Consider the following 23,782-nt stretch of genomic DNA (forward strand, 5'->3'; position numbering starts at 1 on the left):
GATAGAAAAGGGGAAGCAAGATGAACTTAGCGATTTTAGGGGCAGGCATGATCGTCCATGATTTTTTAACGGTGGCAGGGGATGTCCCACAACTTGAACTGTCCGCTATTTTTGGGACAGAAAATGATTTAGAAAAAATGAATCACTTAAAACAGCAATACGGGATTCAAACCGTCTACACAGAGTTAGGGGCATGTTTGGCGGATCCATCCGTTGACACCGTGTATGTCGCACTGCCCAATCATTTGCATTATTCCTTTGCCAAAGAAGCAATCCTCGCTGGCAAACACGTCATTTGTGAAAAGCCATTTACGTTGCAGACACGAGAATTAGTAGAATTAGCAGAATTGGCTGCTGCCCACAAGGTGCTTTTGATCGAAGCCATCACAAATCAGTACTTAGCCAACTATCAAGGAATAAAAGCGCAGCTTGAAACATTGGGAGAGCTGAAAGTGATTGAATGCAACTATTCGCAGTATTCTTCTCGTTATGATTTATTCAAAGAGGGAACCGTTTTACCTGCATTTAACCCGAAAATGGGTGGTGGGGCATTGATGGATATCAATATCTATAATATTCATTTTGTCGTCGGGCTTTTAGGAAAACCAAAAAGTGTCCGCTATTTTGCTAATGTCGAACAGGGGATCGATACTTCTGGCATGCTGTTTTTAGACTATGAACAAACAAAAGTCGTTTGTATCGGCGCCAAAGATTCGACAGCGACGATTCGTTCAACGATCCAAGGGACGAAAGGATCGATCATCGTCAATGGGCCGACGAATATGCTTGCCAGCTATGACGTTGAACCGGTCCATGGGGCAAAAAGCCATCAGGATCGCAGCGTTCACGGACATCGTATGTTTGAAGAATTTGTCCGTTTTGCACAAGCCATTCACGAAAATGATCAGGCCTTTGTCAAGGAACGTCTTGCCCATAGCAAGCTGGTGATGGAAGTCGTGGAAAAAGCATTGGCAGATGCCCAGATCGTATTAGGATAATCGCATCAATGAGGAAAGACACCAGCTTCTTAGAAAAGTTGCTGGTGTCTTTGTCTGTTGCCTTATTTTTTCTTCTTTAAACTCAATAAGGTTAGTGGGATACCCAAGGTGAGGTAGCCGACAATCGTCATCAAACAGACCACCAGCCAAAAGTTATCTACTGCTAGAAATGCAATCAGGCCATATGCCACCAGAATCGAGAGAAAATAAAAAAGAAAGAGCTGAAAAAAACGTTTAAAACTCACAGTCATTCATTCTCCTTTGTCGTTAAACTGACAAGAAAAGTATACCACATCAAATGCAACTTCAAGGGCTGAATGTGATCTTTCGCAGGAGCCGCTAAAGGCGAATTGTTTTGTCGACTGGCCGTGATTCGCTATACTTGAAGGGAAGAGAAAGCGCAGGAATATTTTTTTAGGAGAAGGAGGAGACAGATGAAAAAGGTGGATGTACTGATTATCGGAGCGGGTCCAGCTGGAACGGCTGCTGCCTATGGGTTAAAAGCCAAAGGTAAGACAGTGGCGATCGTTGAAGCCGATTTATGGGGTGGCACTTGTCCCAATCGCGGGTGCGATCCGAAAAAACTACTGATGCGAGGCGTAGAAGTCAAAACAGAGGCGAAACGTATGCAAGGCAATGGTGTTCAAGGACAGGTAGCCATTGATTGGCCAGCACTGATGGCGTTTAAGCGCTCGTATACCGATCGGGTGCCAGAGTCAACCAAACAAGGGTTACTAGCAGAAGGGATCACTACTTACTACGGACAAGCCGCTTTTCGTGATGCCCATACGGTCGTCGTGGACGCAGAAGAGATTCAAGCAGAAAAAATAATTATTGCGGCAGGACAGCGTCCAGCCGTACTGCCCATCGTCGGCAAGGAGCATTTACAAAGCAGTACTGATTTTCTTTCCTTTGAAAAGATGCCAGCAACGATTGCTTTCATAGGTGCTGGGTATATTACCTTCGAATTGGCGATGATCGCTCAAGCAGCAGGTGCTGAAGTTCATGTGATCCATCATAATGACCAGCCGCTAAAAGGATTTGATGCTGAATTGACCGCAGAAATGGTTCGTTCAATGCAGGACCAAGGCGTTTCGTTCCACTTTAATCAGAACACGCAGCGAATCACGAAAGAACAAAACCACTATACGATCCAGACACAAGCATTGTCTCTCACCGTAGAAGCAGTGATTGGTGCCACGGGACGCAGACCCAATAGCGATCAGCTGCAACCGGAAAAGGCAGGGGTAGAAACGTCAAAACAAGGGATCGTAGTAAATGAGTTTTTGCAGACTAGTCAAAGACACATCTATGCAATCGGGGATGTGCTAGCGAAAAAGCAGCCCAAACTGACGCCTGTTGCCAGCTTTGAAGCCGCCTATCTTGTCGAGCATATAGATGATCAGAAAACACCCATCCGCTATCCGCTGATCCCTACGCTGGTTTTTGGTGCGGAAAAACTGGCAAGAGTCGGGATCAGTGAGCAAGAGATTGCCGATCATGCCTCAGAATATCATAGCGAGGTGATGGATCTTTCTTCTTGGTATACCTATCGACGAATCAATGATCAAGATGCAAAAATCAAATTGGTTTATAACACATCTGATACCATCGTTGCTGTCACGATTGTTTCTGCATTGGCCGATGAGTTGATCAACCACTTCGTTTTTGTGTTGGAGAATCAGCTATCGAAAGAAGCGCTGGCCCAAATGATTTTTGCCTACCCAACACCTGCTAGCGATTTGTCCTATTTTCTATAAATAATCAAACAAGCCTGCGCTAGTTTCCGCTAGCACAGGCTCTAAATTATTATGTCCGTATTGACTATAGTCCGTGAACCTTAAATGAACCTTAAAGTTAGGCTGGGTTTCATTTAAGCCATGTCTTTGTTTTCTAGTAACCCTAGGTTTAGGCTTTTTTTGACAGCCGGCGGACAGCTGCAATCAGTAAGATCGCTGACAAGAAGAGTCCGACCAAATAGATGATGAAAACAGAATCTGGCTCATAATGCCGATAATTGAATATTTTTACCATAAAAAAGAGAAACGGGATCGCTGCAATAAGGGTTGAAACGAAACGTTTCCGCCATTGTATGAAAAACGATCCAATCACTAGAAAAAGACAAAACGGGATCCAAAAGACCAAATGTCCGATAAGTTCGATTTTTCACACCTCCTAGCAAGTAAAATCATCATAACGTTTCTTCCTAAAAAGCAAGCGTGAATGAAAAAATAATCCCATTAGGCATGTATGAAATTATGAGTGGAGTCTTCTGAAAAGTTCACAAGAAATCTGAGAATTTCAAAAGGAAATGAAAAAACGAACGGTTAGGAATATCCCAATAGTCCGAGACAAAAAATACCTCTTGCAGCATTCATTTTGACTTGAATCCTGCAAGGGGTACTCTTTTGTAGAAAATCTGGTGCTTTATTCAATTGATATAAAAGAAATGCCTAGGAAGGAGCAGCAGTCCTTTTTTATGGCAAGATGTTCTTACTATGAAAAAGGGAAATGACCATACCTATGTCCAACAGATCCTTATAATAAAATCCTTTTAGTGGACCAATGTGTAAGAAAAATCCGAGAATCATTAATACAAACAGCAGCAGGAAAAGCAGGTTGAAAGCGGTCATCAAGCGAAAACTGAAATGCCAATTACTCAGGAAATACTGATATTTCGCAGCTCGGTAAACTTTGTTTTGAATCGGAATTTTCTTGAGTGCAGGGATCGATTCGTGATAGGACGTAAATAATTCGTAGTCTTTTTTCGTCAGTACTTCTGAGAAAATGTGCGTCCCTGCCTGAAAGTCGAAATAGCCCCAATGGAATTGTTCTTTATCCTCTGGTGATTCGTGCTTCATCAGCTTTCTTGGCTTGATCGTGAACGCCTTGATGGTCTCATAGGGGTAACTGAAATAGGTGTTACTTTCTAAATAGTCGATGATGACCAGAAAAAGCATGCGGGTTTCTGTGAAAACCAACAAACGATTCCCGCGGGTATCATGAAAGATGTCACGGTATGCTTTTGCTTTCTCGGTTGTTGCATAGGCATAGGCGCCAAGCCCTTGATTGGCGAAGGCGAGGTTTCCATCTGGCGTCAAAGGCAGATAGCCAAGAATCGTTTCGTCTTTTGCTAAAAGCGTCCGAAGCTCCTCTAATAGATCTTGCAAGAAAACATATTGTTTGGACAGCTCGAATGTTGCTGCTTTTTCTTGTTCAGATATTTTTGTCAGTGAATTGTTTTCATTTAAGACTAACTGTTTAAAATCCATCGATAGTCATCCTTTCTTTTAAGCGTTTGCGGCCACGGGAAAGACGATTGTAGATCGCTGAGACATTTAAGTCCGTCTGCTCTGCGATGGTTTCAGGTGACTCTTGGTAAAAATAGTAGAGCAGAAAAATCCTTTGATCGAGGGCTTCAAGGTCTTCAATAAAGCCCAAAAAGGTTTCCTTTGTTAAAGGTGATTCTTCAATAGCTAGTTCCTGCTCATCAACAGGTTTTTCTTCCAGTGAGCGCTTGTTCAACTTCCGCTTGTGGTCAATCGCACGACTACGACTGATCAAAAGCAGCCAAGTAATCAAGCGGCTTCTTTCTGGTTGGTACGCAGCAATCTTTTGCCAAACCTCGTAAAAAACTTCGTTCGCTACATCTTGGCGCTCGCTCACTTCATGCGGTTGGGAGAGGACACTATGAATCGTCCTCAGCATGCTATCACCATAAACAGCTAACAGTTCTTCTAAGCCGGCATAGTCTTTCTTTTTGATTCGTTCAATGATTTCTTCATCCTGCACCTTTTTCACCCCTTCACACTATATACGAAGAATGTTTGCCTTTTCTATCAGAAAAAGAAAAAAACCTCTGTTAACGAGGTTCATGTTCTTTGGCCAGAAGATCTGTTGCCAAGCGCTGGGCAAAATATTCCCAAAGAATGCCGCCAAAAAAAGCGCCTATCATATAAAGAATGACTGCTTGCAGCTCCAATGGATTATTTGCTAGCCAGAAAGAAAATAGCGAGCCGATGATGAATAGGTAGCTGCCAAAAAGCACTTGCCGCCACGAGCGTTTTTTAACAAACTTGCTAATGAGAAAGGTTGAAAGGATCATCAAGAGAATTTGGATGAATGCCAGCGAAGGCAAAAGTGCAAAGTCAGAAACAACCATTTCCCAAAATTGTTGAATCAAGAAAAAGAAAGCAAAGAGAATGAGCCCGCTTGATAATGTACTAAGCCGCAAGGAAGATATTTTTTTTCGCATTGGTTTACTCCTTGAAAGGTTTTCTTTATTATAGCAAATTTTTAATTAAATAATGTAAAAAGATGAACGAGAAGATCTGCAAAAAAACTTCTCCTACATGTGCCTACTTTTAGTATACTTGAAAGAAACGAGTGGATGGACTCGATACATAAGGAGGATTTCATGCCAACGATTCTTTTTGCGCCTGCGGTATTCAACTTGGCTGAAACGACAAGGATGATCGAAGTCGCTAAACAAATGCAAGGAAATCACCACTGCGAGTTCTTTGGTTTTTCAAAAACCTTTGCTTCACTTATCACTGAAAGTGGCTTTACGTACCATTTGCTGACGCCGACTCTGACAGAAAAACAAGAGGAACAGATCATAAAATTAGATCAACTACGCTCAATCAAAAATCCCTTCACCAAAGAGATGGTTGCCGCGCGTATTCTGAGCGAACAAAAGCTGATCGATAAACTTGCTCCTCAGGTCATTGTAACTGGATCGAATGTCACGATCTTTCTATCTGCTCGCAGCAAACAGATTCCCTTAGTCTACGTAAAACCCTATGCGATGAGCGATCCCTTTTTTCGATCAGATAGCGCATTTATCCCTTCTAGTTTGCGTTTCTTCGGACCGCTAAGGAAACCACTTTGGTATTGGATAAGAAAACAATTGGTAAAATCCCGCTGGATGCCCCGAGCATTCAAACACGCTGCTCAAACAGAAAAACTTTTTATGCCTGAAACGAGCTTACGAATGATGGACGCTGATTTAAATCTCATCACCACTCCTGATTTATTTTTAACGAAAGAGCAGCTGCCAGAAAATTATCAAATCGTTGGGCCGATTTTTGCGAAGCTCGGGTCTTCTTTACCAGACGAAGTGTTGACTTTTATTCAACAAAAGCGGCGGGAAAGAAAACGAATCGTTTATTTTGCGATGGGCAGTTCGGGGAATCCGCGCATGGTGCGAAAAATCTTAGCTTTCTTGCGAAACCGTTCGGAACTAGCGATCATTGCTCCGGTTACACATCTACTCAAGGGGAAACACAACGACTCAGAGAATCTGTTCTTGACCGAATATCTGCCAAGTCATCTATTGCATGAGCATATCGATTTTTCTTTTATCCATGGTGGGGAAGGGACTGTTCAAACAGCTTGTGCATCTGGGAAGCCGTTTATCGGAATTGGGATGCACTATGAGCAATGCTGCAATATTCAGTACTGCGTGGCGTATGGCAATGCAATCGCGCTGACAAAACCATTAACTGAGAAAAAGCTGGAAGCTGCCCTGAATGAGGTTGGTGCTCCGAAGATTTGCCAACAAGCCTATCAGTTAAAGAAGGATTTCCCGGCAAATGGTCCTCAGAAAGCGATGCAGGAGATTGAACACTTTTTAGAAAAAAAACAATTTTTCCAAATTTTCCTATTAAAAAAGAGCGATTATCATTGAGATAATCACTCTTTTTTAATAGAGATCTACTAGCATCAGCAAGCCTGGGACCCACGTAGTGAAGATACCACAAGCGATCGCAAAATAATGAATCTTACGACCAAAGTTTACCTTCACGATCGTATCCAAAAAGCCGCAAAACCATAACGCTCCCCATGTTAACCAAATCAATGCAAAGAGGGGATCTTGCTCCCATTGCCAAGAGACCCAAGCAAAAGGTAAGGTATTGATGGCTACGAATAGTGCGAAAATCCCATAAATACGTAGATCTAAATCAAAAAGGTAAATGATCCCTACCAACAAATACGTGAAGGCAAAGAGAAAGCCAGTGCCTGCTTCATAATAAGCGCCTTGAAGCATATAGATTAGATTGATAATAAAAGATAACGTACCTGTAAAAAGATTGATCAAAGCAAGTGAGCGGTAGTCAATGTGAAGTAAGCTGCCCCAGCCGTTGATTATCAAAGTAATTCCTACAAAAAATAAACCGATCCCTAACATAAAATCCTCCTTTACTTAAATTTAGAATAACAAATTCTAAGAAAAAATAATAGCTATATTTATTTTTAGGTCAATAAAAAGGAAAATAATTTTGAAATTTGCTATTTTTTGCTGCTAAATTTGATAAAATCAATACCAAAGAGCGCTGCTAGCCGATGCTTTTCTCGTTAAGGGGAAAATTTCAGCGTATAAAAAGAACTTTTACTCGTTGGAAGAAGGGGAAAAGAGACAGATCAATAGATTTTCAGTGTATTGATCGGACAAAAAGCAGACCAGGTAGCAGTTTATCGGTTTTTACGAATTTGCAGCAGTGAAGACTGTTTTGCGGAAAGGAGGACTTATGCCTAGAAAAGATCGAATCTTACTTTTCATTGACGAATGTATGCAAGCTCAAGGTTGCGCACCTACCATACGAGAAATCTGTGCCAATGAAGAAATAAAAACGACCTCTTTGGTTTATCGTCATTTGCTGCGTCTCGAAAAAAGAGGGCTAATTTACCGAGCTTATCGCTTTAAGTCACGTTCGGTTCGTTTTACAGACGAAGGGAAGGCCTATGTCAAAGCGTTGCGACAAGCACTTTTAGCAGACGAAAAACAAACGCATGGCAATGAAGAATAGCTTAACACCAAAATAAAAAAGCCTAGAGGCTTTTTTATTTTGGTGCACGGTAGCCAGCAGCTTCCGCTTCAGCGATCGTTTTGAACCATTCTTTCGGATTCGTCGTATCATCATAGTATTTAGATCCTGGCAAATGATAGATGCCGCTTCTTGAGCCTTTAATCAAACCATTTCCTTGTTGATCGACATATTCTTTCTGTTTCTCCTCTGTTTCACTGTTTTGAGAAGTGGCTGTTGTCGCGTTGTTCTCACTACTTGTAGCATTCTCCTGTTGCGTCATATCTTCGTTTGAAATCTCGCTGCTGCCATCCGCATAGTTGATCGTGACACCATCTTGGATGTTGAAGATATAATAGTTGAATTGGATCGTATCGTCGCCAATAGATTGGGCTTGCATCTGTACCCCACGGGCAACCAGCTCGTCATCACGATAGATTGGAGTGACAGAATATCGAACATAATGGTTTTTGTCTTGCTTGAGATAGTAGTTGATATCCATTTCTAAGCGCAACATCTCTGGATTGTTCAATTGACTAGTTCCCGTGATCAAATTCTTCCAGTTTGCATTTTCGCCAGCTAAAGCAAACCCAATCAAATGCGTCCGATTATATAAATATTTCCCATTGGGGAGCTGTTTATTACGCCAGCCTGTCGGTTTCACGCTGGAGATATCGCCACGTGTTTCCGTAGGCATTAAGGATTGATTCAACATTGCTTCAGCCGAAGTCGCTCGATTGAGGTGGTCAAGGTCGCCGTATGCTTCCCAGGCACCATTTTCAAGTGAAAGGTCGTCTTCTGAAAACTCAGGGATGTTTTGATTGACTTCAATTGTTTGGGTGCCTTGGTAGGTTAGCTGTGCCAATTCGTCTGCGCGAATATCTTTAGCAGAAGGGGTGCTTACCTCTGATTGTTGCGTTTCCTGCTTTGGAAATAGGTCATTGTTTTGTAGGAAACCAAAGCCAACTGCTGCGAGTGCGAGAAGCGCAGTGACCGATCCAATCAATGTTTTTTTCTTTGCCATCTCTTTATTGCCTCTCTTTTCATTGATATAGGTTTAGAATAAACGGTGAGTAAAAAAATCACAACTAGTTTATCATACCATTTGCGGGGGATGTTTTACAGCGTCTGCTAGCTTCTTTTGCCTTTTGTTCTTGACAAACTTCAGTCAATTTTCTTTACAAGCGACGTCCTTTAAAAGAATTTTTCGTCTGCGAGTGATATTTTTCATATTTTAAAAAAACTATGTGATATAATGAATAAAGTTGCTGCTCTATCCCTTTGATGCTTGTTTTAATAACAGTCATCTCCAGCTGCGGAACAAACTTTCAGCTGTCTAGCAGACAACGTTCAAACGAAAGAATACTGGACAATTTTCTGAACGATTGCCTTTCTTTCTTTGACCAAAATTATAGGAGAAGGAGTGTATCCCATGAACCAGCAAGAAACCATCTTACATTATTTAAATAAGAAAGACTCTGAAAAGTTAAAAGAACTCGTATCAGGAATGGAAGAGCTGCCGCTATTACAATTATTCAGCAACTTATCCGCGGATGAAAAAGTGATCGTTTTCCGACTGTTACCGAAAGACAAAGCCCTTATCCTGTTTGAAGATTTGACACCAGCTACCCAACAACACTTATTACGCTCTTTCACCGATGAACGAGCAACCGAATTTGTGAATGAGATGGCGCCAGATGTTCGTGTACGGCTTTTAGATGAGTTGCCAGCGACCGTAACACAAAAACTTTTACAATCGTTGGCGCCTGATGAACGAGCTGCAACAAACCTCTTACTAGGGTATGAAGCCGAAACTGCGGGTCGCTTGATGACACCGGAATTCATTACATTGAAAAAAGATATGACAGTCAATCAAGCATTGGAAAAAGTGCGAATGCAAGCCAAAGAAAAAGAAACGATCTATACGCTTTATGTTACTGATCAAACGAAAACGTTAGAAGGTGTTTTGTCGCTGAAAGATCTCTTAATAGCACAAGGGGATCAACGCATCAGTGAGATCATGTCCCAAAAAGTTATTTATGTGACCACTGACACCGACCAAGAAGAAGCAGCCCGTTTGCTAAATGAACTAGATATCATTGCGCTGCCAGTCGTAGACAAGGAATCAAGAATCGTTGGGATCATTACCGTCGATGACGCGATCGATGTCATCGAGTTGGAAACAACGGAAGACATGTTTAATGCCGCTGGTTTGGTCGATGTCGCCTCCAACGAAGCAGACCGTAGTAATGTTTTGATCAATGGCAGCCTGTGGCAAATCTGGAAAGTCCGCTTGCCATTCTTAGTGATCACTTTAGTGGCTGGACTTTTAGCTGGGGTCGTCATTGATGAATTTGAACAAACGTTAGAGTCGGTGGCAGCCGTTGCGATTTTTATTCCTTTGATCATGGATATGGGTGGAAACGTTGGTACACAATCCTCTACTGTATTTGTTCGGGGGATGTCGTTAGGGCATATTGATCTTTCAACCTTCACCAGACATTTCTTTAAAGAAGTTTGGATCGGTTTGAGTCTAGGCTTGATCGTCGGAATCATCTCTGGAACTGCTGCTTCACTTTGGCAAGGGATCCCGATGTTAGGGGTCGCTGTTGGCATTTCCTTAGTTTTTGCTATGACCTTAGCGGCAGCACTTGGCTTTTTAGTCCCGTTTGTACTTATTAAACTAAACATCGACCAAGCAGCCGGTTCGGCACCGATCATCACCTCGATCAAAGATATTGCTGGCTTGTTTATCTACTTCGTTTCAGTAAATGTTCTTTTGGGTCATTTGCTTTAGCATACTGTCCGTTCCAGTGGTATAATAAAGCGACATCACATGATGAGCACAACATAGAAAGGGGAAATGTCCTATGACAAATCAAATGAAGCAACATCAACTCGGAGGTTTCTCTTTTTAAGTGCGGCCTCCTAATTAACTGGAGGGAAATCATGGAAAAACAAGGAATCGTGGTCTTTCAGGCTAAGGATATCGCAAAAGTCCGCCTGACTACAGGAGAAGAATGTTTAGCAACCGTTTCAGGAAAATTTCGTCAACAGGCACGAGCGCCAAAGGATTATCCTATTGTTGGCGATTTTGTCCAAGGGCAGGTGTATGATCAAGATCATTTCTTGATTGATACTTTGCTCCCACGAAAGAGTTTTTTACAACGGAAAGTAGCCGGAAATCGGACGGATGAACAAGGGATCGCTGCGAACATCGACACGGTTTTTATTGCAACTAGCGCCAATGAAGAATTTAATTTCGCTCGGTTAGAGCGCTTTGTCACGATCGCTTGGGACAGTGGCGCTAACCCAGTGATTCTCTTGACCAAAGCCGATCAAGTCACAGCTGATGAAAAAGCAGAGCTGCTGCAAGCATTAAACGATGCTTTTGGTGTGAAAGCATTCGCTACTTCTATTTATGAACCGAACGAATTGCTGACAGAAGCCTACTTTTCAGACGGAAAAATCAGTGCATTTATCGGTTCGTCAGGCGTCGGGAAGTCCAGCTTATTAAATCAGCTCATGGAACAAGCCGTTCAAAAAACCAATGACATACGAGAGGATAGTCGAGGACGACACACGACGACGAGTCGCCAGTTGTTCACACTGCCCTCTGGCGCAATGATCATCGATACTCCTGGCATGCGGGAAGTTGGCATCAGTACCGTTCGGTCAGCTTCGATGGAGCAATCCTTTGAAGCGATCAGTCAATATGCTGAAGGTTGTTTCTTCAGAGACTGTCAGCATGAAACAGAACCGAAATGTGCGGTAAAAGCAGCTATTGCTGCCGGTGAGCTTTCAGAAGCAGCCTTCGCTCGCTATCGCAAAATGGAAAAAGAGCTGGCGTATTTGAAACGAAAAGAACAGATCAAAGAAATGAAAAAGTAATAGTTAGCACTCCTTTCTATAAGAGGAGTGCTTTTTTGTACGTGTCAAGAGCGCCTTGTTGAGTAAAGAAGAGGAGAGCCGCAGCCAACGTTCTTGTGTTTTCACGAAAAGGCGGCCAATTCCAAAGGGCACTACATGCTAAGTGGTTGAACTAAACTAAGATCGCCTGCCTGGTTACAAGCTGTCGTCCAGAAAGGCAGGATAAAAAAACACAGTGGGGGTTGTCCCACTGTGTTTTGAGCAATGATTTGCCCCTGCCAAGGTATTTCTAGTATAAAGCGTTGATTCTTAAATAGCAACTCGAAAAAAACGCCTCATTCAGCAGAGCGCAGAATTTTCGTCATGGCTTTTCCTTTCGCCAATTCATCGATCAGTTTATCTAGGTAACGAATTTCTTGAACTATTGGCTCTTCGATCTCTTCTACCCGAATCCCGCAAATCACACCAGTAATCTGTTTTCGTGCAGGATTGAGCTGAGGGGCTTGCTTAAAAAAGCGTTCAAAAGAAACATCATCAGCCATCTGTTGGAGTGTTTCTTGGTCATACCCAGTCAGCCAGCTAATAATCTGATCTACTTCTTCTTTTGTCCGATTTTTCCGTTCTGCTTTGGCAATATACAGAGGATAGACTTTCGCAAAACTCATTTGGGTAATCTTTTGATTTTTCATGATAAACTCCTTTAGTCTTTACACAAAGTATACTTCATTTTTTTCTTTTTGCCGAGATTTTCAACGTTTGTTGTGTGCCAAAATAGGCGAGGGGACTAAAGGATGATTTTTTCTTCTTGTTCACGAAACCCCAATACCTTTTGTCGTGACTCGCCATCCCAATAGAGCAAGTCCAAATTCTTATGCAGCATTAGCTGTGTATATAATTCTTTCAGAGTCAGAGCAGGCTTTTTGGGTTCGAAAAATAAAATCAATTGGTTATGACTATCTTGTGCGATCGTCGTAAAAGGAATCAGGTTTTCTTTGTAAGTTAAATAAATTCCTTGGTAATCTGCTGCACTCGACGACGTTGTCAGTGCTGTCAAGAGGTCTCTTGCTCTCATAGTGAACCCGCCTTTACTGTTTTTTGTCGATAGGCATCGATATCCAACATGATTTTTGTTTTGCCGTACACCGTATACTTTTGCACCACGAATTGGTGGCGCTTATTCCAATAGCCACCCACAGTTAGAAACATGCCCTCATCAACATCCCCTAAAAAATTCAAACTGTGCTTCGCAATCAAACAGTTGGTGGTGCCTAGTGTAAAGCGGACCAAAGGGGAGGGGGCAAAGGAGACGATCCTTATTTTTGAGACAGCGCCTTTTTGTGTTTGCATCAGGTATTCCTCCTTTAGTAAGTAGTAAAAAGCGGATCATTCGTTGAGATCAAACCATTTTTTCTCTTCATAAAAAGCAACATGACGAATCTCATCATAATGGATTTTTTCTATGGTTTCTCCCGTCAAATAAATGCCCAATGTGTCGTATCCGCTGATTTTTCCGACAATATCTGGGGGATAGCCGCCTTCTTCATTGACTTCTTCTCGTTGGATCGCCACAGTTACGTTCTTTTTCATCGCTTCGAATAAGCATTGATTGATTTCTTCCGTTGTGAGTGACGGCTTAGGCGGACAATCAAACGTGCGTGTCGGCTCTTCTTCAATTTCAGTTGTATGCTCAGATAAAAAGAATCCTTGCCACTTTAGCTTTTTCCGATCTTCATATGGTTGCAGCATACCCATAGCAATCACCTCTTATCTATATAATACAAACATACGTTCTCTTTTGTAAAGCGAACAGATTTTTAAATTTCTGATTCTTCTATGAAACATCTAAAAAGTGCATCAAACAAGAGGATAGTGGCGGGTATCGTTTTTTTATACTATATATGTTATAATTTATCCTAAAGGAATCATGAACGTTTTAGAAAATAGCTGGCGAAAAAGGAGAATAGTATGTCTGGATTAATTGTGGTCCTGCTTACGATCTACTTTGCAAGTAGGAAAGATAAAGAACAGTGGCTTTTTGATCGCAAACGATTGACTATTCTGGCGCTTATGTTTGTGATCATCGGCATAAGTTGGGGCTTAAATGACAAAATAATGAAGGATCCTCGGAACCAAAATATTAGAAGTGATTTACTGTTTAATTATTCGTTCCCCTTATTGATAGGTATGCTAGGTCTATTTATCAAAGAAATACCACGGTGGGGACGGATCGTGACTTTGTCATTTGGCTTTATGATTTTTGGGTATTTAGCTATGCACTATTTGATAGGGTTTCACAACCCGTATTGGGAAAATCTACAGCTAAGTCCATTGTATTGGCTACCAAGTGACTAGCCATACGAAAGTATCTCCAATGGAAACGAAAAAAAGCACTCCCTTTATTGAGTGCTTTTTTCGGCTAAATCACTGCAGCAAGATGTTTCTTTTCCCCAAAAATGGGTTGGACCTAAGTAGCAAAAGGATCATATAAGGAGAAGTCACGACTGTTTGAATCAAACCGATTGATTCTTGACTAAACCGTGTCTTTTGATCATTGCCAAAGTAAAATATGCGACGAGTGTTCCTGCAATCCCAAAAAGTAAATCGATTCGATCAGGGGTGTTCATGAAGCCAAAGATAGTCTCGCTCAATAGATTGGCAATGAGTAAGAGCAGGGTCAATAGTGTGACGGCTTTAAATGGCGCACCTACGAGAAGCCAAAAGTACCCCAGTAAGCCAATAATCAAACTAATCGAAAAATTGGAGATATGAAGATAAAAGTCAGGATACATCGAAGTAAAGAAAGAAATGTCCAAGTACTTTGATAAGTAGAGGAAGAGGGCTATGAACACGAAAAGCAAGTAGAGGAGTGACGCCCAGATTTTTGGTAAAAAGACTAGCTTTAATTGCTTCTTTATTTTCATTTTTATTCTCCTTAATAATTGTTAGCTTATAGTAAAGCAGATCTATGTATCCCTAAACTTATTTTATGTTCTTATCGCCTTTGATGGTGTATGTAGGTTTTAAATATTCCTATAGAAAATTAGTTCTTATCGTTTGTATGCACAGTTTCAATCATTTTGATCAATTTAGAACGGTCCCAAAGCTCAACATCCAATTTTGCTGCTAATTGTTTTGCCGATTCAGTAAAATAACTATTTGTCAGTACAATCGCTTTATCTAACGAATAATAACCAATCCCTGCGTAAACTTCTTGAACTGCTTTGTTACCAACTTTATTTTTCCAACGTTTGCACTGAATACCATGCTTGCACCCATTTTTAGAGGCGATCACGTCAATTCCTTGATCACCAAATGCTTTGGTCATGCTAATCCCGTTAAATTCAAGTTTTCTTAACAAAAATGCAGTGTATTGCTCAAATTCCTTTCCAGACATTTTATCGATAGTATCTAACTGCGCTGAAGCAAAACGTTTGCGTTCGCTAACTATTGGATAAATTGCAGAAAATAAACCTAAAACGCTGATTACGAGTCCAACATACAATATGGGAGCAAAGTGCCAATCAAAAACAAAATAGCCAATGGTCATTAAAATTCCCGCAACAAATAATTTCAAACTTTCATTTTCATGGTTACTCATTTAAAAACCCTCCTGTTTCTTCATTATATCATAGGAAAGGAGGGCAAAATGAGCAAAAATACATCCTTTAGTAAACAAAAATTAGCTGCATTTTATTCTAAACAACTCCTGAATAGTAAAATAAAGCGCAACAAACCTCCACAAACTTATATTGATGCTCGTTATTTAATATGATACGATTTGCCTGCATACTGCAGGGAGTACGATTTGATTATGAACACAGATATGATAGCCTTGTATCGGCTGAGCTGACTTGTCTTAAGTTAGCTCCTAGTTGGAAGCGGATCTCATATCTGTGAAGGTTCATTGTCAAATCATTCGTTGCCGTAGTAATTAATAGAGCAAGGGAGCTAGTTTGATACATGGTATATAAACATTTAACCGCTGAAGAGCGTGGAAAAATTGAAGCCTATCTTGACGAAGGATTACGACCAGCTGAAATAGCACGTAGATAGATCGCCATCGTTCAACAATCACTCGGGAGATTCAACGGGGGACTGAAGCTAGAAAAGCCAACAGTATCGCACGGTTGCCTTATCAAGCTTCAAGTGCACAAAATATCGCTAAATTGCGGAAAAAAAACTGTGGAGTTACTAAAAAAGCCACGATTCACAATACCAAAACTATTTTAAAATATCTGAATCTAAAATATTCTCCAGAACAAATTGCACATTCCATTAAAAGCGTAAAGGTATGTACATCCACGATCTATAACTGGATTTACTCAAAAACCATTGATTTCAACATCAAAAAGCTTAGGAGACATGGAAAAAGATATAAAGTAAAGTCATCTGGATCGAAGATTCGCATTGATCGAGCTTTCTTTGAAAATAGAACCATTGATTTGCGCCCAGAAGCTGTTCAGCTTCGTACAGAATTTGGTCATTGGGAAGCTGATACAGTAGTTTCAAAACGAGGCATATCAACCTGTCTAGCAACTTTTATCGAAAGAAAGACACGACAATACGTAGCAATTAAACTCCCTAATAAAACAGGCCGCGCTATGATGGCAGCGATTAAAAAACTAATAGAAATGTATCCTCAAGGGGTAAAATCTATTACTTGTGATCGAGGAACTGAATTTGTAAATCAATTTCAAGTCGGTCTTATTGAAGACACCTTCGGGTGCAAAATTTACTATGCAAATCCGTATGCACCTCATGAACGTGGTTCTAACGAAAATCATAATGGATTACTTAGAGAATATTTCCCTAAACCGTTTAATTTTAAGAATGTCTCGCAACGTATCGTCGATGACGCTGTAGAAAACTTAAATACTAGACCAAGAAAAATTCTAAATTGGAAAACACCAGCTCAAAAGTTTAAACTAGAATACGCGAGAATTACATGATATTTTCAAGAGATTATTTCATTTGTTATAAAATGTTTTTGTCGAACAATCGTATCAATTTAAGTTTACCGACAGGGTTTAAAAGAGCAAAAGACGAACTATATTTATATAAAAGTAATGTATAGTTGCGCTTAATCTTAACATTCGCCTATTCTAAACAACTTTGTATAATATATATTATGTAAACTAAAATATAAAATTTTTCGAACACCGTATTTGGCTGGTAATTTTACGGCTCTCCTCCCTCTTATTTAGGATTATTTCCTTCAAATTCACCTAATTGGCAGCATAATCCAAAAAAATGGTCATTTGAGCGATAGTTTTAGATTTTGTTTGTTCTACAACTGAGTTCTACAACTGATAAGAAAATCAACTGGCAAATTATATCTGTACCTTTATCTGTATTTAATTTTGTTGATCCTTGATTCTTTAAATTCAAGCTTTGGTTTGCAGCTGCTGGCCAAACTCAATGAATCAGTCAAGTATCGTTGTTCACGATCTTATCAGTAATGATTCGCACTTAACCCAGCAAATTTGTGCTAACTAATAGCCTAATGGGAATCTTGATCACAGGCAAACCAGCAACGATAAACAAGAAACATTTCGTTGCGTTCAGTTTTCACCTAAACGAATCAGATTCCCATAGCGAGTCCTAATCAAGGGTGCACAGTCATCTAAGTACAAGTTTCGTTTTATTGCTGCCAATAAAGCAATGACAGCAACAAAAGTTTCAAACTATGTAATACAGGATCGCCGAAAAGACAATGATCAAAATGACCAAGACAACGATTAGTTGATTTAAACGTTGAATAAGCAGGTTTTTCTTATTTTTTTCAAATTCTTTTCCTTCATTTCGATAATATTCTCTATCTTTTGTTCCCACGAGCGCCAACTCCTTTTCCCTGATTTTATCACTATCCTGAAAACAATGGGTGCAATCAAGGTGTTTTGTACAATAAATGGCAGTATTTTGTTAGAGCCTACAATCGTATGCGTATAGCGACTAAATAAGACGACTGACGAGTTCCAAGTGATTCATAACGGCAGCTTTCCGAATAACGCCCATACCTGGAAACGCCCCTTGCTGATAAGCAGCAACTAATAGCTGCAGCCCAGCTGTTTGTGTAGGATACTCTTCCTCATGCTGCAACAAAGCTTCCATGACTTCAAAAAACTTTTCTTTCTGACTTGGTAATTCTTCCTCAGAAAATAAGTGAACGATTCGCAAGTCTTGCTCTGCTGTCGGATAGATCCAATGCAAAACCAACCGTTTTGAGGGATAACTGTGCTCATAATAAATTTTGCTATCGACAGAAAAATCACTAAATCCCGCATAGCCCAATTTATGATAAAGATGATGGGTTTTTGAAAATCCTTCGTCTGGACATTCTGTATAAAAACTATTTTTAGGTAAACGGGTAAACGGATCTTCCATCAGTAGTTTCGGGCCGTTGATTTTATTTAACAAACGAAACTCTTTGCTTACCAGTACCGGCAGCGTATTTTCCCGCCAATCACTAGCGAGTGCTTGGTCCGCTTGATGAATGATCCAAAGATCAGGCTTTTCTTCCACTGTCTCAATGGGGCGATCTACGATCATTGCTTTAGGGGCAGTAACATTTTGCAACTCTGCTAACCCCTCTGCCGTCAGAAAAGCCCCCGCCTGTGGATTGCGAACCAGATAAAAAGGATGCTGCTTCCTTTGAAACAGGTCAATGGTCGTCCAAAACGTTTTTGATTGCTTGACTGGTTCAATGATCGGCTGGATCGCGTCTGACAAACAATCTTGTTCCAACAGTGCTTTCAACGCCAATAAATCAAATTGTTTTCCACGAATATACGGGAAGTACATCTTCTTCTCTCCTTCTTACTCGCCTGATAAAAAACGTTTTTCCAGCGCTTCATAGGCTGCTCTCGTAGCGGCCAATTCTTCTTTCAAGGCTTCGATCGCTTGCAGCTGAGTATCTTCAATAAATCGATCATAGTAATTGACTCCACCACCGAACAAGTCATACTCAGGCTGACGTTTCTTCAGTTCTTGGTACAAACGTTCTGTTGAAAATACCCGCAATCCTCGAGCAGTCTGTTTTGCTTTGCCGACTTCTCGCGCTTGTGCCGAAATCAACCGAAACAATAAGGCATTTTCTGGAACCTGCAGCTCTTGCCGTTGGGGCTTCTTTTCGACACTGAAATACCCTTTGCTGCCCGTTTCTTTTTCAAGAAATGCATGATAGACCAGAACACCAATTGTAGGTCCAATCTGATCTTTGACTTTCTCATACAATGCCTTAGGTAAGACAAAATAATTATAATTCCCAATAAAGGATAGTTTTGCTTTTGAGCGGAAATCTGCCAAACTAACTTTGAGTTCGTAGCAACGCCATTCAAAGGTATTTTCAGCCGTCAAGCGACAACTCAAAGTATCCACGATGCCGTGATCATCTGGCATGACTACCTCTTCTACCACAATATCACTGTTTTCCCGACAATAATAATAAAGTGCCTCTTCCATTTCTAAAGTTAAGGATGTCTTCACAAATTCACGACCTTTGTCTTGTTTCACCTATTATAAAACATATGTTCGCATTTTGGAAGAGGGAAATAAAAGCAGCCTATCATCCCCTCACCCATTCGGGCATCCGTTAACGAGAATCTCTTCAACCGTCCTCTTTGTACCGCGGAATCGTAACAAAAAAAGCAACAAGAGCACACCAAGTTGAGCGATTAATAGACCTTTAAAGGGAAATTCAAAAGTAAAGCCTGCGGGAAGATGAAAGAAATGGAAAAAATCCTGCAGTGCTTTTTGACTAAGCCACAGACCGCTGACAAGCCCTACCAAACTAATAACAATGCTTTGAATACCTACAAAGAAAAGCTCTTCAAAGGTGACCAACAACGGAGACTGTCCTAACAACAACCGAATACTCAGAGATTGCTGCTCCTCCCCCATCAAATGAAAACGATACATGTGATTGCAGTGCCATAAAAAGGCGGCGATCAAGCCTACAGTTAGAACGCCTAGTACGAAGCGTAGCAACTGCAAAAAGAAAAGCCAACTGGCATACGTGAGATCCATCTGATTCTCACTGCTATTTGTTTCATATTGTAGCCATTGATGAAAAAACACTAACCAATGCTCTGCAAAGATGGCGATGATCAGTAAAAGAATCGCCAACACACCACTCATCAGCAAATTGCGCCTACGAAGTGCTGCGTGCCAGCCGAATTGGCAAGGATAGTAGAAGTACCGCCATTTGTTCATGATATCCCTCCTTTTGGCGTCTATTTTACAGAACTATCCAAATTTAGACAAATATCATCTTGTTTACATAATATAATTATGATCAAAAAAAAGAGTGCGGCATGCAGTCCACACTCTTTTCCCTTTCGCTATCGACGTTTACAAATACCTTGTTAGTAGCTGCAACAAACGCTGCGGAAATTCTGTTAGATTGGAAAGATCAATAAAGCGTTCTTCCCCATAAATCGCTTTGATCACCTCTTTGTCTTGCCCAATAGCAGCTGCAAGAAACAGCACCCCTTGTCGTTCATAGTCAGCGATCACCTGCTGAATATCTTCTTTGGCTTTTCCCCCTGTATAATCAGGAAGAGCTTTTGGCTGGCCATCACTGATATTCAAGAGTAATTTAGTGGTTGCCGGCTGATGAGCGAGCTTTTCAGCTAGCACGCGCAAGACAGCTCCATCACGGTTATTTTGCCGAGGCTTCATTGTCATGAGTTTCTCTGGCACAAATTCAAAGCCTTCATTAAATTCTTTGTATGCAAAAAGCGAGGTTTTTTCACGAGCGGTCACGTCCGCTGTATCGCCATAGATCATCAATGGCAAAGATAAACGTTCGGCAAAAGCATTCACCGCTAAGACCGCCTGTTGGGCATACAATATCCGATCTTCTCGAATCATCGAACCTGATTCATCGATGCGCAAAGCAAGAGCTAAGGAAGGCTGTTCGTGAGGTGGATTCTTCTTGTCAAAGGTCCGAAAATCCTGATACGCAACCTTGCTGGCATCAAAGCGTGTACCACTGTACTTACCTTTACTGTATGCCGAAGCTTGTTCGTTTTCCAATACTTCTTGGGTTTGCTTGATCAATGACTCTACGATCGGCAGCAACGGTTGCAAACGCTGTTGGGCCTCAGTCGCTTTTTCTAAATCGACGGGTGGTCGATGAACGATCAGCCCTTCTTTGGCATGGATCGATTCTTTCAATGCTTGTCGTGCTGCCTTTGATGCCGTGGTTTTCTTTTCTTTCTCCTGGGCTTCATACGCTTCGATCGACAAAGAATGAGAAGCAGGAGCTGCCTCTTGTGTCTCACTCCCAGCTTTTGCTTGGCCATCATGACTATTGCGTTCTAGTTCTTCTGAAAACGTCGCCTCAGTTGCTGCGCTTTTCGCTTCTTGTTTGTCAGAATCACTGGCTTCCATCGTTTCCGCCTCAGTTTCTTGATTGGCGGTCTCAAGGACTTGCTCATTTTTTAAGACGGGCGTGCCTTCTTCCACTACATTGCGTTGGTCAGCCTCTTCGCTGCTGATTCTGCGTCCTTTGATTTGTTCTTTAAAGGCATTTAGCGGTTGTCCAGAAAACAAAAGCCGCAATTGCGCCAATAATCCTGAAGCTTCTAACGCCTGTTGTAACAGAGAAAGCTCATTTGGATCGGTAGTGATTTTGTAGAGCACTTTGCTATCAATTGCTGTAAAGGGATCTTGTCCTTGTTTGACTGCATTTAACCAATAAAAATAGGAACGCATGCCCGCCACCCCTTTGATAGCGTTGGCTTTGGCGGTCACGTTTAGTAAGCGGATGATTTCAGCCATTTTCTCTGCAGTCGTTTTGTCCGGATAACTGGTTTTGGCAATGCCTCGCTGCACCATGACTGCTAGCTCAGGTAAATCCATTTTTTCAGCATGCTGCATCCGATCTCGCAAGGATTCGTTCAAGGGGCGGTTGCCTTGGTAATTCCGATTCGTTGTGATGATCACCACACAGTCAGGGTGTCGTCGAACAAAACCAGTCGGGATATTCAGCATCCCGTTTTGTTCAAGGGCCGAGTTTAGTGCCACTAGTACCGAAGCATCACGAATGACCGTTGGTTCTTGAATCTCAAGCAAATAGCCTTTTTCCAGCGCCCGTACGATTTCGGAGGGATAAAATTTGTATTGAATCGTCGGTTGCTGATCACTGGTTTCAATCCGTTCGATCAGTTCCGCAAATTTCGCCCGTGCCCGCTCACGAGTCAAGGAAAAATGCCGCTGGATCAATGCCAAGACATCTTCAAAACAATCACTTTGATAAATCGCATCCAGCAAGTCCTTGTCCTCTTCTTGGTCGGTGTTGATCACTGGTAATAAAGCACCAAATACATCTGACTTATCCATATCCGCAAAGCAGGTGATTTTGGTGTAGGGCAGTTGCAAGTCGGCAGAAAGTGCCTTTGCCAACTGAGTCTTACCCGACCCAGCATCGCCTTCCAGCAACACATTGAAGATCTTCATCTCTGGATCCGCCCAATTCAACGCGATCTCTGAAGCAATTCGTAGTTCTTCAGCACTGGTCTGATGACTTTGTGGTTTTTTCCAAATCATGGTTTGTTCTAATTTGCTAAAAGCGCGTCCTTTCGTTACGACAAAAGACGGTTGATTTTGTGTCATGGCAATCTGCTCCTTTTCTTAATAACCTAGCTCATCTAAAAGCCGCTTTAGGATTTTGAAGCGTTCGCCGTATAGCTCGCCATCTTTTTGCAAGGAATCATAAAAAAGCAGAATGTCTTCATCGATTTTAGGATTTTCGGTGTCTACTTCAACGGTCATACGATTTCCTTGCAGGCCAATGATCTCGATCAACGGATTTTCAGGATCGTAAAACTTTTCATGGCGATAGGCCTCTTGAAAATACAAACTAGATTGCGCCACTAAGATTGCTAGATCTAAGATTCTAGTGAGGGGTAGTTCTTCTGACTGACGAGACCATTTTTCACCTGTATGGCGCCAAACCTTGCCTGAGATATCGACTTTTCCGCGATCATTTCATTGTGCTAATCCGAGGGAAAGGCCTTTTGCATCTGTGTGTAACGCATTTTTTCCGTCAACAGTATCATAGTCTTCCACTTTAATGACGGGCTTATGTTTCAAGTTTTCTGGTATTTTCATTATTCTCACTCCTTGTTTAGTAAATTAGTAATTTACTAGATAGAATAAGTATAATGAGGAAGCTGGTTTGGAACAAGCAAAAGGTCTTTTCTAGTAGCTAGGGACAGATGTTTATAGAAAAAGCACTTGATAAGAAGCATCTAAAAACAAACGCTCTTAAAAAGTGCTTTTTTATGACACATTACTTCACTAACTCAATTGATTGAAAAAAAGGCGCAACGCTTGTTTTCTCTGATATATAAGCTGCGCTTTAGGAATGCCTTGGATCGCCCCTTCAATGCCGTAGAGCATATGCAAGCAAGCGCCCGCATCGCATTGGTGGCGGATAGCTAGAAAAACCTCTTCGGCCGTTTTTGTGCGTAGTTGTTCAGGGGTATTGATGCCGATACGAACCAGGTGATCCGCTAAAACCTGACCTACATTTGGTAATTTTTGCAGTTCATTCATAGGTTTCTCCTTTTTGATTGTGGTCATCTTGCCCCTCTTTCTCTTGACGAATCAACGCATAGAGCTTCATGTCGAACAGCTGCTGGTTTTTCTCCGCATGCTTTCGCAAAACGCCTTCTAACGTAAAACCTGCCTTTTCCAACACACGACAAGAGGAATGATTCTTCGCAAAAGATTCAGCAGAAATACGAACGATAGTTGATGTAGTAAATACATAGTCACATAGTTGCTGAACGGCTTGCGTCATCAATCCTTTTCCCCAATACTCTTGTGCAATAGAGTAGCCAATCTCAGCCGTTCTATAATGGATATTTTCTTTGCGAACAGCACGGATACTGCCGACTGCTCGGTCATCCACAGTGATCGCAAAGGCAAATTCTGCTTCCTCCACAGATCGAATATAGGCTTGTGCATCTGCGACCGTATAGGGGAATGGCAACCCATCTCGTAAATAATCGTGGATGGTTTGATTATTTAACGCATGGGCTAAATCTTGCGCATCGCTCATTTGCCACCTTCTTAAGGAACACTTCATAGCAATTCCTC

Annotated in this window: 30 protein-coding genes and 1 pseudogene; 10 read left to right on the forward strand and 21 right to left on the reverse strand. The window is 41.4% G+C overall.

The window, feature by feature from the left end:
• Positions 1-20: 20 nt before the first annotated feature.
• Positions 21-998 carry a Gfo/Idh/MocA family protein gene (locus tag Q1X33_RS07095; RefSeq protein ID WP_005226062.1) on the forward strand — a complete coding sequence of 326 codons (978 nt, stop codon included), beginning with the start codon at positions 21-23 and terminating at the stop codon, positions 996-998.
• 62 nt (positions 999-1,060) lie between these two features.
• Here Q1X33_RS07095 and Q1X33_RS07100 read toward each other — a convergent pair whose 3' ends face one another.
• Positions 1,061-1,249, reverse strand: coding sequence for a hypothetical protein (locus Q1X33_RS07100; RefSeq protein ID WP_005226063.1), 189 nt, complete (start codon positions 1,247-1,249; stop codon positions 1,061-1,063).
• 183 nt (positions 1,250-1,432) lie between these two features.
• Between Q1X33_RS07100 and Q1X33_RS07105 the strand changes: the two genes are divergently transcribed.
• A complete protein-coding gene (locus Q1X33_RS07105) occupies positions 1,433-2,758 on the forward strand; it encodes an NAD(P)/FAD-dependent oxidoreductase (RefSeq protein WP_005226064.1) in 1,326 nt (441 codons plus the stop codon).
• 242 nt (positions 2,759-3,000) lie between these two features.
• Here Q1X33_RS07105 and Q1X33_RS07110 read toward each other — a convergent pair whose 3' ends face one another.
• The 4 genes from Q1X33_RS07110 to Q1X33_RS07125 all read right to left on the reverse strand — a co-directional run bounded on the left by Q1X33_RS07110 (position 3,001) and on the right by Q1X33_RS07125 (position 5,253).
• Positions 3,001-3,168, reverse strand: coding sequence for a hypothetical protein (locus Q1X33_RS07110; protein ID WP_005235914.1), 168 nt, complete (start codon positions 3,166-3,168; stop codon positions 3,001-3,003).
• A 307-nt stretch (positions 3,169-3,475) separates the two neighbouring features.
• Positions 3,476-4,270: a hypothetical protein gene (locus Q1X33_RS07115; protein WP_005226067.1), complete on the reverse strand. Its 795-nt coding sequence runs from the start codon at positions 4,268-4,270 to the stop codon at positions 3,476-3,478.
• Positions 4,260-4,799 carry a sigma-70 family RNA polymerase sigma factor gene (locus tag Q1X33_RS07120; protein WP_051095336.1) on the reverse strand — a complete coding sequence of 180 codons (540 nt, stop codon included), beginning with the start codon at positions 4,797-4,799 and terminating at the stop codon, positions 4,260-4,262. The genes Q1X33_RS07115 and Q1X33_RS07120 overlap by 11 nt, the downstream gene beginning before the upstream one ends.
• Before the next feature lie 61 nt (positions 4,800-4,860).
• Complete coding sequence (locus tag Q1X33_RS07125) at positions 4,861-5,253, reverse strand: hypothetical protein (protein WP_005226069.1); 393 nt, start codon at positions 5,251-5,253, stop codon at positions 4,861-4,863.
• 162 nt (positions 5,254-5,415) lie between these two features.
• On the opposite strand from Q1X33_RS07125, the gene Q1X33_RS07130 reads away from it, so the two are divergent.
• Positions 5,416-6,687 (forward strand): glycosyl transferase, encoded by a 1,272-nt coding sequence (locus Q1X33_RS07130; RefSeq protein WP_301969604.1) that lies wholly within the window; start codon positions 5,416-5,418, stop codon positions 6,685-6,687.
• 15 nt (positions 6,688-6,702) lie between these two features.
• Here the strand turns inward: Q1X33_RS07130 and Q1X33_RS07135 are convergent, their stop codons facing one another.
• Positions 6,703-7,188 (reverse strand): AmiS/UreI family transporter, encoded by a 486-nt coding sequence (locus Q1X33_RS07135; protein WP_005226071.1) that lies wholly within the window; start codon positions 7,186-7,188, stop codon positions 6,703-6,705.
• Between the two features lie 340 nt (positions 7,189-7,528).
• Here Q1X33_RS07135 and Q1X33_RS07140 point away from each other — a divergent pair, with 340 nt between their 5' ends.
• Positions 7,529-7,807 carry a LexA family transcriptional regulator gene (locus Q1X33_RS07140; protein ID WP_301969605.1) on the forward strand — a complete coding sequence of 93 codons (279 nt, stop codon included), beginning with the start codon at positions 7,529-7,531 and terminating at the stop codon, positions 7,805-7,807.
• Between the two features lie 34 nt (positions 7,808-7,841).
• Here the strand turns inward: Q1X33_RS07140 and Q1X33_RS07145 are convergent, their stop codons facing one another.
• Positions 7,842-8,828, reverse strand: a complete 987-nt coding sequence (locus tag Q1X33_RS07145) for a DNA/RNA non-specific endonuclease (protein ID WP_034868582.1) — start codon at positions 8,826-8,828, stop codon at positions 7,842-7,844.
• A 408-nt stretch (positions 8,829-9,236) separates the two neighbouring features.
• Here Q1X33_RS07145 and mgtE point away from each other — a divergent pair, with 408 nt between their 5' ends.
• Both mgtE and rsgA read left to right on the forward strand, forming a co-directional pair.
• Positions 9,237-10,601, forward strand: a complete 1,365-nt coding sequence (mgtE, locus tag Q1X33_RS07150; RefSeq protein WP_010748340.1) for a magnesium transporter — start codon at positions 9,237-9,239, stop codon at positions 10,599-10,601.
• A 152-nt stretch (positions 10,602-10,753) separates the two neighbouring features.
• The gene (rsgA, locus tag Q1X33_RS07155) at positions 10,754-11,695 is read left to right on the forward strand and encodes a ribosome small subunit-dependent GTPase A (protein ID WP_005226075.1); all 942 of its coding nucleotides are present in this window, start codon (positions 10,754-10,756) and stop codon (positions 11,693-11,695) included.
• A gap of 314 nt (positions 11,696-12,009) precedes the next feature.
• Here the strand turns inward: rsgA and Q1X33_RS07160 are convergent, their stop codons facing one another.
• From Q1X33_RS07160 to Q1X33_RS07175, 4 genes are all read right to left on the reverse strand, one after another.
• Positions 12,010-12,363 (reverse strand): DUF2200 domain-containing protein, encoded by a 354-nt coding sequence (locus Q1X33_RS07160; RefSeq protein WP_005226076.1) that lies wholly within the window; start codon positions 12,361-12,363, stop codon positions 12,010-12,012.
• Between the two features lie 95 nt (positions 12,364-12,458).
• Positions 12,459-12,746 carry a hypothetical protein gene (locus tag Q1X33_RS07165; protein ID WP_005226077.1) on the reverse strand — a complete coding sequence of 96 codons (288 nt, stop codon included), beginning with the start codon at positions 12,744-12,746 and terminating at the stop codon, positions 12,459-12,461.
• A complete protein-coding gene (locus Q1X33_RS07170; protein ID WP_010748343.1) occupies positions 12,743-13,021 on the reverse strand; it encodes a hypothetical protein in 279 nt (92 codons plus the stop codon). Before Q1X33_RS07170 ends, Q1X33_RS07165 begins: the two co-directional genes overlap by 4 nt.
• Positions 13,022-13,057: 36 nt before the next feature.
• On the reverse strand, positions 13,058-13,426 hold the full coding sequence (locus Q1X33_RS07175) for a hypothetical protein (RefSeq protein ID WP_034868585.1): 369 nt from the start codon (positions 13,424-13,426) through the stop codon (positions 13,058-13,060).
• 213 nt (positions 13,427-13,639) lie between these two features.
• Between Q1X33_RS07175 and Q1X33_RS07180 the strand changes: the two genes are divergently transcribed.
• On the forward strand, positions 13,640-14,026 hold the full coding sequence (locus tag Q1X33_RS07180) for a hypothetical protein (protein ID WP_005226080.1): 387 nt from the start codon (positions 13,640-13,642) through the stop codon (positions 14,024-14,026).
• Between the two features lie 158 nt (positions 14,027-14,184).
• Here the strand turns inward: Q1X33_RS07180 and Q1X33_RS07185 are convergent, their stop codons facing one another.
• Entirely contained in the window at positions 14,185-14,595 is a 411-nt protein-coding gene (locus Q1X33_RS07185; RefSeq protein WP_005226081.1) for a hypothetical protein, read from the reverse strand.
• Positions 14,596-14,714: 119 nt separating this feature from the next.
• Positions 14,715-15,272, reverse strand: a complete 558-nt coding sequence (locus tag Q1X33_RS07190) for a restriction endonuclease (protein ID WP_005226082.1) — start codon at positions 15,270-15,272, stop codon at positions 14,715-14,717.
• A gap of 48 nt (positions 15,273-15,320) precedes the next feature.
• Here Q1X33_RS07190 and Q1X33_RS07195 point away from each other — a divergent pair, with 48 nt between their 5' ends.
• From Q1X33_RS07195 to Q1X33_RS07205, 3 genes are all read left to right on the forward strand, one after another.
• A complete protein-coding gene (locus Q1X33_RS07195; protein WP_301969606.1) occupies positions 15,321-15,446 on the forward strand; it encodes a hypothetical protein in 126 nt (41 codons plus the stop codon).
• 188 nt (positions 15,447-15,634) lie between these two features.
• Positions 15,635-15,727, forward strand: coding sequence for a helix-turn-helix domain-containing protein (locus Q1X33_RS07200; protein WP_301969607.1), 93 nt, complete (start codon positions 15,635-15,637; stop codon positions 15,725-15,727).
• A 65-nt stretch (positions 15,728-15,792) separates the two neighbouring features.
• Complete coding sequence (locus tag Q1X33_RS07205) at positions 15,793-16,623, forward strand: IS30 family transposase (RefSeq protein ID WP_301969624.1); 831 nt, start codon at positions 15,793-15,795, stop codon at positions 16,621-16,623.
• A 730-nt stretch (positions 16,624-17,353) separates the two neighbouring features.
• On the opposite strand, the gene Q1X33_RS07210 is transcribed toward Q1X33_RS07205, so the two are convergent.
• The 8 genes and pseudogenes from Q1X33_RS07210 to Q1X33_RS07245 all read right to left on the reverse strand — a co-directional run bounded on the left by Q1X33_RS07210 (position 17,354) and on the right by Q1X33_RS07245 (position 23,771).
• Positions 17,354-17,506, reverse strand: a complete 153-nt coding sequence (locus Q1X33_RS07210; protein ID WP_170927527.1) for a hypothetical protein — start codon at positions 17,504-17,506, stop codon at positions 17,354-17,356.
• 120 nt (positions 17,507-17,626) lie between these two features.
• Complete coding sequence (locus tag Q1X33_RS07215; protein WP_005226083.1) at positions 17,627-18,475, reverse strand: sce7725 family protein; 849 nt, start codon at positions 18,473-18,475, stop codon at positions 17,627-17,629.
• Between the two features lie 15 nt (positions 18,476-18,490).
• The gene (locus tag Q1X33_RS07220; protein ID WP_034868589.1) at positions 18,491-19,159 is read right to left on the reverse strand and encodes a hypothetical protein; all 669 of its coding nucleotides are present in this window, start codon (positions 19,157-19,159) and stop codon (positions 18,491-18,493) included.
• An 87-nt stretch (positions 19,160-19,246) separates the two neighbouring features.
• Complete coding sequence (locus Q1X33_RS07225) at positions 19,247-19,885, reverse strand: hypothetical protein (protein ID WP_005226085.1); 639 nt, start codon at positions 19,883-19,885, stop codon at positions 19,247-19,249.
• A 138-nt stretch (positions 19,886-20,023) separates the two neighbouring features.
• The gene (locus Q1X33_RS07230) at positions 20,024-22,291 is read right to left on the reverse strand and encodes a VWA domain-containing protein (RefSeq protein WP_005226086.1); all 2,268 of its coding nucleotides are present in this window, start codon (positions 22,289-22,291) and stop codon (positions 20,024-20,026) included.
• Between the two features lie 18 nt (positions 22,292-22,309).
• A pseudogene (locus Q1X33_RS07235) lies at positions 22,310-22,789 on the reverse strand (DUF6530 family protein).
• Positions 22,790-22,978: 189 nt separating this feature from the next.
• Positions 22,979-23,236, reverse strand: a complete 258-nt coding sequence (locus Q1X33_RS07240) for a TfoX/Sxy family DNA transformation protein (RefSeq protein WP_034868591.1) — start codon at positions 23,234-23,236, stop codon at positions 22,979-22,981.
• Positions 23,229-23,771 (reverse strand): GNAT family N-acetyltransferase, encoded by a 543-nt coding sequence (locus tag Q1X33_RS07245; protein WP_034868594.1) that lies wholly within the window; start codon positions 23,769-23,771, stop codon positions 23,229-23,231. The genes Q1X33_RS07240 and Q1X33_RS07245 overlap by 8 nt, the downstream gene beginning before the upstream one ends.
• Positions 23,772-23,782 lie beyond the last annotated feature (11 nt).

It is taken from the genome of Enterococcus sp. B2E4 (genome assembly GCF_030499455.1).
Taxonomy (GTDB): domain Bacteria; phylum Bacillota; class Bacilli; order Lactobacillales; family Enterococcaceae; genus Enterococcus_D; species Enterococcus_D casseliflavus.

Excerpts from the sequence above, each read along its gene's own strand:
- Q1X33_RS07095 (WP_005226062.1), top strand. The coding sequence starts at position 21 with ATGAACTTAGCGATTTTAGGGGCAGGCATGATCGTCCATGATTTTTTA.
- Q1X33_RS07100 (WP_005226063.1), bottom strand. The coding sequence starts at position 1,249 with ATGACTGTGAGTTTTAAACGTTTTTTTCAGCTCTTTCTTTTTTATTTT.
- Q1X33_RS07105 (WP_005226064.1), top strand. The coding sequence starts at position 1,433 with ATGAAAAAGGTGGATGTACTGATTATCGGAGCGGGTCCAGCTGGAACG.
- Q1X33_RS07115 (WP_005226067.1), bottom strand. The coding sequence starts at position 4,270 with ATGGATTTTAAACAGTTAGTCTTAAATGAAAACAATTCACTGACAAAA.
- Q1X33_RS07125 (WP_005226069.1), bottom strand. The coding sequence starts at position 5,253 with ATGCGAAAAAAAATATCTTCCTTGCGGCTTAGTACATTATCAAGCGGG.
- Q1X33_RS07130 (WP_301969604.1), top strand. The coding sequence starts at position 5,416 with ATGCCAACGATTCTTTTTGCGCCTGCGGTATTCAACTTGGCTGAAACG.
- Q1X33_RS07135 (WP_005226071.1), bottom strand. The coding sequence starts at position 7,188 with ATGTTAGGGATCGGTTTATTTTTTGTAGGAATTACTTTGATAATCAAC.
- Q1X33_RS07140 (WP_301969605.1), top strand. The coding sequence starts at position 7,529 with ATGCCTAGAAAAGATCGAATCTTACTTTTCATTGACGAATGTATGCAA.
- Q1X33_RS07145 (WP_034868582.1), bottom strand. The coding sequence starts at position 8,828 with ATGGCAAAGAAAAAAACATTGATTGGATCGGTCACTGCGCTTCTCGCA.
- mgtE (WP_010748340.1), top strand. The coding sequence starts at position 9,237 with ATGAACCAGCAAGAAACCATCTTACATTATTTAAATAAGAAAGACTCT.
- rsgA (WP_005226075.1), top strand. The coding sequence starts at position 10,754 with ATGGAAAAACAAGGAATCGTGGTCTTTCAGGCTAAGGATATCGCAAAA.
- Q1X33_RS07160 (WP_005226076.1), bottom strand. The coding sequence starts at position 12,363 with ATGAAAAATCAAAAGATTACCCAAATGAGTTTTGCGAAAGTCTATCCT.
- Q1X33_RS07165 (WP_005226077.1), bottom strand. The coding sequence starts at position 12,746 with ATGAGAGCAAGAGACCTCTTGACAGCACTGACAACGTCGTCGAGTGCA.
- Q1X33_RS07170 (WP_010748343.1), bottom strand. The coding sequence starts at position 13,021 with ATGCAAACACAAAAAGGCGCTGTCTCAAAAATAAGGATCGTCTCCTTT.
- Q1X33_RS07175 (WP_034868585.1), bottom strand. The coding sequence starts at position 13,426 with ATGGGTATGCTGCAACCATATGAAGATCGGAAAAAGCTAAAGTGGCAA.
- Q1X33_RS07180 (WP_005226080.1), top strand. The coding sequence starts at position 13,640 with ATGTCTGGATTAATTGTGGTCCTGCTTACGATCTACTTTGCAAGTAGG.
- Q1X33_RS07185 (WP_005226081.1), bottom strand. The coding sequence starts at position 14,595 with ATGAAAATAAAGAAGCAATTAAAGCTAGTCTTTTTACCAAAAATCTGG.
- Q1X33_RS07190 (WP_005226082.1), bottom strand. The coding sequence starts at position 15,272 with ATGAGTAACCATGAAAATGAAAGTTTGAAATTATTTGTTGCGGGAATT.
- Q1X33_RS07195 (WP_301969606.1), top strand. The coding sequence starts at position 15,321 with ATGAGCAAAAATACATCCTTTAGTAAACAAAAATTAGCTGCATTTTAT.
- Q1X33_RS07200 (WP_301969607.1), top strand. The coding sequence starts at position 15,635 with ATGGTATATAAACATTTAACCGCTGAAGAGCGTGGAAAAATTGAAGCC.
- Q1X33_RS07215 (WP_005226083.1), bottom strand. The coding sequence starts at position 18,475 with ATGTACTTCCCGTATATTCGTGGAAAACAATTTGATTTATTGGCGTTG.
- Q1X33_RS07225 (WP_005226085.1), bottom strand. The coding sequence starts at position 19,885 with ATGAACAAATGGCGGTACTTCTACTATCCTTGCCAATTCGGCTGGCAC.
- Q1X33_RS07230 (WP_005226086.1), bottom strand. The coding sequence starts at position 22,291 with ATGACACAAAATCAACCGTCTTTTGTCGTAACGAAAGGACGCGCTTTT.
- Q1X33_RS07240 (WP_034868591.1), bottom strand. The coding sequence starts at position 23,236 with ATGAATGAACTGCAAAAATTACCAAATGTAGGTCAGGTTTTAGCGGAT.
- Q1X33_RS07245 (WP_034868594.1), bottom strand. The coding sequence starts at position 23,771 with ATGAAGTGTTCCTTAAGAAGGTGGCAAATGAGCGATGCGCAAGATTTA.